Below are 7,115 nucleotides of genomic sequence, written 5' to 3'. Positions count from 1 at the left end.
GCGTCGAGCGCGGCGCGCTCGCGATCGAACACGCGGGCGGTGGCCTCGAACACGTCGTCGTCGAAGCCCGCGGACTTCACCACGGCCCCGTCGGGGGCCATCGAGCCCTTGAGGATGGTGATGCCGCCGCTCTTGTGGATCGGGTTGTTGAGCGCGCGCACCACGCGGCCGTCGATGGAGGCGGGCTTGAGCTCGTCCATGTTCTCGGCGAGCGTCTTGCCGGTGACCGTCATGACGTCGCCGTGCATGAGGCCGGCGTCGAGCAGCGTCTTCATCACCGCGGGCACGCCGCCTACGCGGTCGACATCGTTCATCACGAACTGGCCGAACGGCTTGAGGTCGCCCAGATGCGGCACCTTGGCGGCCACCCGCGCGAAGTCGTCGAGTGTGAGGTCCACCTCCGCCTCGTTGGCGATCGCGAGCAGGTGCAGGACGGCGTTGGTCGAGCCGCCGAAGGCCATGACCACGGCGATGGCGTTCTCGAACGCCTCCTTGGTCATGATGTCGCGGGCCGTGATCCCGAGCCGCAGCAGGTTGACCACAGCCTCGCCGGACTTCACGGCGTAGTGGTCGCGGCGACGGTCGGCGCTGGGCGGGGATGCGGAGCCGGGGATGGACATGCCCAGCGCCTCACCCACGGAAGCCATCGTGTTGGCGGTGTACATGCCGCCGCATGCGCCTTCGCCGGGGCAAATCGCCTTCTCGATGGCGAGGCGGTCCTCCTCGGACATGAGCCCTGCCGCGCAGGCACCCACGGCCTCGAACGCGTCGATGATGGTCACGTCCTTGGACGTGCCGTCGGACAGCGTCACGTGGCCCGGCATGATCGAGCCGGCGTAGAGGAACACGCTCGCGAGGTCGAGCCGCGCGGCGGCCATCAGCATGCCCGGCAGAGACTTGTCGCAGCCCGCGAGCAGCACCGAGCCGTCGAGCCGCTCCGCCATCATCACCGTCTCGACCGAGTCCGCGATCAGGTCGCGCGAGACCAGCGAGAAGTGCATGCCCTCGTGACCCATCGAGATGCCGTCTGACACGGAGATGGTGCCGAACTCGAGCGGGTAGCCACCGCCGGCGAACACGCCGTTCTTCGACGCGGCCGCGAGGCGCTGGAGCGAGAGATTGCAGGGGGTGATCTCGTTCCACGAGGACGCGATGCCGATCTGCGGCTTCGCGAAGTCGTCGTCTCCGAGGCCGACGGCGCGGAGCATGCCGCGCGACGCGGTCGCCTCCAGGCCGTCCGTGACCTGACGCGAACGGGGCTTGATATCGGGGGTCTCAGTCATGGAGCCGAGTCTAGGACGATGCGGTGCCCGCGTCCGTCCCGACGCCGCGTGGTCGCAGGGACGATGCGATGCCGAGGTGCTGGTCAAGGTTCACCGAAGGTTCACCGCGAGGGGGGCGGATCGTCACCTTCGCCTGGAAGCGTTGACTTCGGCCGCACGTGGAAGTTGGGGAGATCCCACGATGCGCGTGGGCCGCCCACGTCAGTGCATGATCCGGCGACCGTGCCGTGCTCGGACCGGTCGCGACCCGAGCCATGGAGGTCTCCGTGTCACCTGTGTCCACTCGCTCCATCACCGCCCGCCGCGCGCTCGTCGCCGGCGCGGTCCTCACGCTGGGAGCCGCGATGGCCGCCCCCGCGAACGCCGCCATCGTAGACGATCCGATCAGCTCCTCGGCACCCGCCGCCAAGCTCTCGCTGGCGCCGCTGGGCAGCTACGACACCGGCGTGTTCGACGAGTCCGCGGCGGAGATCGTCGCATTCCACGCCGGCAGCGCGCAGCTCTACAGTGTCGACGCGAACGTGGGCGAGATCAACGTCATCGACGAGAGCGACCCGGAGAACCCCGTGCTCATCGGCACCCTCGCTGCGGCCGGCGTGCCCATCGCCGGCGGTGACACCATCCCGGCGGGCTCCGAGGCCAACTCGGTGGCGGTTCGCGCGGACGGCCTGGTGGTGGTCGCGGTCGAGGCCCCGAACAAGACCGACAACGGCTGGGTCGCATTCTTCGACCTCGACGGCAACGCGCTGGGCGCGGTCCAGGTGGGCGCGCAGCCCGACATGGTCGCGGTGACCCCGGATGGGACCCAGGCCGTTACCGCGGACGAGGGCGAGCCGAACGCCACCTACACGGTCGACCCCGAGGGCACCGTCACGGTCATCGACCTCCCGGCGACCCTGCTCGCACCCACGCAGGCCGCGGTTCGCACCGCCGACTTCCACGCGTTCGAGGGCGCCGGGCTGCCCGCAGGCGTGCGCGTCTTCGCCGGCATCGACGGCATCGACCACCCGGTTTCGCGCAATCTCGAGCCGGAGTACGTCGCGGTCGACGCGGCATCGTCCACCGCCTACGTCACCGTCCAGGAGGCCAACGCGATCGCCGTGGTCGACCTCGCCACGGCGACCGTGACGGACCTCTTCTCGCTGGGCGCCAAGGACTTCTCGGCCATCAAGGCGGGGATCGACCCGTCCGACAGGGACGGCGGGGTCAACATCCAGCGCGTCCCGGTCAAGGGCCTCTACCAGCCCGACTCGATCGCCGCGTACACGGCAGTCAATGGCAAGACCTACCTGGTCACGGCCAACGAGGGCGACAGCCGCGACGATTGGAACGAGGGCGTCGACGAATACGAGGAGTCGGTGCGGATCAAGGACCTTGGCGAAGACGGCTACGCCCCACCTTGTGGCGGCGTGCTCACCGACGCCCAGCTCGAGGACGCGGCGCTGGGACGCCTGACCGTGTCGCGCGAGTCGGGCCTGAGCGCGGACGGCTCCTGCTACGAGGAGCTCTACGCGTTCGGCGCTCGCTCGTTCTCGATCTGGACCACGGACGGCACGCAGGTGTTCGACTCAGGCGACGACTTCGAACAGATCACCGCGGCGGCTCTGCCCGAGGTCTTCAACTCGAGCAACGACGGGACCGGGCTGGACAACCGCTCGGACAACAAGGGCCCTGAGCCGGAGGGCCTCACCATCGGCCAGGTCGGCAACAAGATCTACGCGTTCGTGGGCCTCGAGCGGATCGGCGGCGTCATGGTCTACGACGTCACCAACCCGAACGCATCGAGGTTCGTGACCTATGTGAACAACCGCGACTTCGAGGCCGACCCCGAATCGGCGGCGGCGGGCGACCTGGGTCCCGAGGGCCTGGCATTCATCTCGGCCAGCGACTCGCCCACGGGCGTGCCGATGCTCGCGGTGGGCAACGAGGTCTCCGGCACCACCACGCTGTTCTCGATCGCCCCGAAGAAGTAGCGCTACCGAGCCCGGCGGCCGGCGTTCGCGCTGGCCGCCGGGCCTTGCGCGTCCGGGCACGGCCTCGCTTGACATTGACGTCGCGTCAACTTCTACGGTGGTCTCATGAGCACAGAGGGCCTCGACATCGCGGCGCTGGCCCGCCTGGCCGGCGTTACCAGCCGCACCCTGAGGCACTACGACGCGATCGGACTGCTCTCCCCCGCGTGGACGGGCCGCGACGGCCGTCGCCATTACGGCGACGCCGAACTTCTGCGCCTCCAGCACATTCTGGTGCTGCGCGAACTCAACGTTCCGCTCGACACCATCGCGAGCATCGTCGACACCGACGACCCAGCGCTGGTCGCGTCCCTCATGCACGAGCACTACGTCGCGCTCCTCGAGCGCCGGGACCGCCTCGCCACGCTCGCCGAGACCGTCGAGCGCACCATCACCCGCATCGAGAAGGGCCTGCCCATGACCGCCGACCACATGTTCGAGGGATTCGACCACTCCCGCTACGAGCCCGAGGCGCGCGAGCGCTGGGGGGACGATGCGGTGGACGGGTCGAACGCGGCGTGGGCGGCCTTGGGCGCGGCCGGGCAGGGGGCGCACCTCGCCGAGCACGAGGCGATCGCGTCGGCGCTTGCGCGGCTCGCGGCGGCCGACGCGGATCCGGCGTCGCCCGAGGTCCAGGCGCTGGTGGCGCGGCACCACGCGTGGGTGTCCCTGTTCTGGACGCCAGACCGCGACGCGTACCTGGGGCTCGGCGCGATGTACGTCGAGGACCCCCGGTTCCGCGCCACCTACGACAAGCACGGCGACGGCACGGCCGAGCTGCTGCGGGAGGCGATCGCGGTGTTCACGGGCTGAGGTGCACTCCGCGCGCGGCAGCGGGACGGGCGGGGACGGGCGCGGCGCGGCTAGGTGACCGTCACGTCGTGGCGAGGTCGCGCCGGCGAAACCCCGCGAAGCCGATGGCTGCGAAGAGCGCCCCGACGGCGGTCACCACCGCGAGCCCGCCCCAGGTATAGGACGAGGTCGCCACGTGGGGCACGTGATAGAGCGGACTGATCGCCAGCACCCAGTCGTCGAGGCCGAACGTCGGGCCCAGGAGCGTGAGGCCGAAGGAGATCAGCACCCCCGCCCATGCGGCGATCGCGAACTTCGGGCGCGCGCCCACCACCAGTACCGCGATCGCGACGATAGTCCACACGGCCGGCACGGTCACAAGCGCCTGCGTGAGCGCCTGCCCGAACGAGATTCCGATCCCCGCTCCCGACGCGAAACTCGCCACGATCACACCTGCGATGGTGAGGAACACGGCCGCCGCCCCGAGCGCGACCAGCACGTTGCTCCCGTAGTAGCGCGGGCGAGTGGTAGGCGTCGCGATGATGGGTTCGACCCGGTCCTCCATCTCCTCCTTGCGGACCCGCAGCACCATCTGGACGCACGCGATCGAGCAGATGATCCCCACCAGGCTGAGGATGGTCGCGAGGAATGCGCCGAAGATGTCCGCCGGGGTTTGGGCGCTCGCGGCGAGCACCTTGGCGATGCCCTCGTCGTCCGCGAGGAGATCGGTGATCGCGGTGGTGAAGTATCCGAACACGACCCCGAGCACGGCGAAGCCGATCCCCCACGCGATGAGCGACCCGCGGTTGAGGGACAGCGCCAGCGCGAGCGGGGACCGCGCGCGGCCCCGCGCCGGACCGGGCGACGGCGCGATCGCACCCTGGCCGAAGTCACGCCGGGCCTGCAGCACGAAGGCGACCGCGAGCATGATCGCCGTCAGTCCCACCGCGAGGAACAGCGGCCACCAGTGGTTCTCGACCGCGGGCTTGGTCTCCGTCATCCACGCGAGAGGGTTGATCCAGAGAGTCCACTCCGGGGCCTGGACCGAGTAAGCGAAGCCGCGCAGGATGAAGAGCACCCCGAACGTGCCGACGGCCATCGAGCTCGACGCGCGCGCCTCAGCCCCCAGCTGCGACGTCACGGCAGCGAGGCCGGTACCCATCCACCCGGTTGCGGTGTAGGTGGCGCACAGCAGGAAGGTCGCCTCGAGGCCGCCACCACAGGCCAATGTCACGAGCGCGGCCACCAGCCCCACCATGACCGACATGATCATTCCCATGGCCACGGCGGTGAGCAGCCGGGAGGACCTTCCGAGCACGCCCGACGCGAGCAGCTCCGCTTGACCGGAGTCTTCCTGGCCGCGCGTGGCCTTGGTGACCACGAAGATCGCGCCCAGCGCAGTAAGGAGACCGCCGAGCGCAAGCGTGCGCCAGGCGTTGAATCCGTCTGCCGTGCTGACATCGAAGGCGGGGCCGAAGATGAGCCCGATCGCTGGGTTGGCCCCCACCAGGGTGGCGAGACCATCACGGTCAGCCTGCGTGGGAAACACCCACGGGTACACCAGCACGGACGATGCGGACAGCACCGTCGCGATCCCGATCCACGGCGCGAAGCTGCGCGCCTCGTGCCTGATCGACGTTCGCAGCAGGCGCGGCGCGCCCACCGTCGCCGTGCTCATCGGGTGGCCGCCGCATCGTCCTCGTTCTCGTAGAGGCGAAGGAAGAGGCTCTCGAGCGACGGCGGCGCAACGGTGAGCGCGTCGATCCCGTAGGGGGCTAGGGCGGACATCGCCGCGCCGATGCCGCCGGCGTCGACTGTCGCGGCCAGGGTGTTGCCGTTCAGGTGGACGTCATGGAGCCCGGTGAGATCGGCCGCGGCCGGGACGCGCGCGAGCGTGGCGTGGACGCTGGTGCGGGCCTTGCCGCGCATCTGGGCAAGGGTGCCCGTCTCGACGATCTTGCCGGAGCGGATGATGCTGAGGCGGTCCGCGAGGATCTCCACCTCGGACAGGATGTGGCTGCTCAGCAGCACGGTGGCGCCGCGATCCTTCGCCTCACCCAGGACCTCCTGGAACACGTTCTCCATGAGGGGGTCGAGTCCGCTGGTGGGCTCGTCGAGGACCAGGAGCTCGGCGTTCGAGGCGAGCGCGGCGACGATCGCCACCTTCTGGCGGTTGCCCTTTGAGTACTGCCGTCCGCGCTTGGTGGGGTCGAGTTCGAAGCGCTCGATGAGCTCGGCGCGCCGCGCATCGTCCAGGCCGCCCCGCAGGCTGCCCAGCAGGTCGATCGCCTCGCCGCCGCTCATCGACGGCCACAGCGAGACGTCGCCGGGCACGTAGGCGAGCCGCTTGTGAAGCTCGACCACGTCCTTCCAAGGGTCACCCCCCAGCAGACGGACCGTGCCGCCATTCGCGTTGAGCAGGCCGAGAAGCACGCGGATGGTGGTCGACTTGCCCGCGCCGTTCGGGCCCAGGAAGCCATGGACCTCGCCTTGGGTCACGGAGAGATCGAGACCATCGAGCGCCCGGAACTTCCCGAACAGCTTGACCAGACCGCGAGTCTCGATCACCGGCTCGTTCTCGGACATGGGTACGTCTCCCGTCATTAGCCCGCAGGCGCTGGCCCGCGATCACGGGACGAGTCCATCCAACGACACAACCCCCGAATTCCACAAGCGCAGAATTCGGCGTGGCGCGACAGCGGGACATGAGTGCCGGTTTCGGCCCGAATCCGGCACTCATGTCCCGCCAGCGCGCGTCGGGGCGCGCGTCGGGGCGAGGGGCGGGGCGAGGCGCCGGAATCGTGCGGCGGGCTCCGGGCGTTGTGGAGTCCATGAGGGACGATGCGGTCATGACGTCGGTGTGGTGGGTGCGGCGCGACGCGCGGCTGGCGGACAACCCCGCGCTGCTGAGCGCGCAGGAGGACGGCCCCGCCGCGGCGGTCTTCGCCTGGACCCGCGGCGTCCACCTGTGGTCCGGCAGGCGCCGCGCGCACCTAGCGCGCGTGCTGTGGAGCCTGCGCGAGGACAC

The 7,115-nt window shown here is 70.0% G+C and carries 6 protein-coding genes; 3 read left to right on the top strand and 3 right to left on the bottom strand.

Annotated features, from left to right (window positions below):
* Positions 1-1,283, bottom strand: a 1,283-nt coding sequence (locus tag Q0L54_RS09380; RefSeq protein WP_296667531.1) for a dihydroxy-acid dehydratase, incomplete at its 3' end; no start/stop codon positions are given.
* 266 nt (positions 1,284-1,549) lie between these two features.
* Between Q0L54_RS09380 and Q0L54_RS09375 the strand changes: the two genes are divergently transcribed.
* Positions 1,550-3,256 carry a choice-of-anchor I family protein gene (locus Q0L54_RS09375; RefSeq protein ID WP_296667529.1) on the top strand — a complete coding sequence of 569 codons (1,707 nt, stop codon included), beginning with the start codon at positions 1,550-1,552 and terminating at the stop codon, positions 3,254-3,256.
* A 105-nt stretch (positions 3,257-3,361) separates the two neighbouring features.
* The gene (locus Q0L54_RS09370; protein WP_296667528.1) at positions 3,362-4,108 is read left to right on the top strand and encodes a MerR family transcriptional regulator; all 747 of its coding nucleotides are present in this window, start codon (positions 3,362-3,364) and stop codon (positions 4,106-4,108) included.
* Positions 4,109-4,169: 61 nt separating this feature from the next.
* Here the strand turns inward: Q0L54_RS09370 and Q0L54_RS09365 are convergent, their stop codons facing one another.
* A complete protein-coding gene (locus Q0L54_RS09365; RefSeq protein ID WP_296667526.1) occupies positions 4,170-5,765 on the bottom strand; it encodes an ABC transporter permease in 1,596 nt (531 codons plus the stop codon).
* Positions 5,762-6,673 (bottom strand): ABC transporter ATP-binding protein, encoded by a 912-nt coding sequence (locus tag Q0L54_RS09360; RefSeq protein WP_296667525.1) that lies wholly within the window; start codon positions 6,671-6,673, stop codon positions 5,762-5,764. Before Q0L54_RS09360 ends, Q0L54_RS09365 begins: the two co-directional genes overlap by 4 nt.
* A gap of 119 nt (positions 6,674-6,792) precedes the next feature.
* Between Q0L54_RS09360 and Q0L54_RS11110 the strand changes: the two genes are divergently transcribed.
* Positions 6,793-7,115 (top strand): deoxyribodipyrimidine photo-lyase (locus Q0L54_RS11110; protein WP_366937952.1); only part of this gene is annotated, 323 nt, incomplete at its 3' end.

Source organism: Demequina sp. (assembly GCF_024642165.1).
In the GTDB taxonomy this organism is placed as follows: domain Bacteria; phylum Actinomycetota; class Actinomycetes; order Actinomycetales; family Demequinaceae; genus Demequina.
The sequence above is the reverse complement of the archived record's forward strand: the minus strand, read 5'-3'. Positions and strand labels throughout refer to the sequence as shown.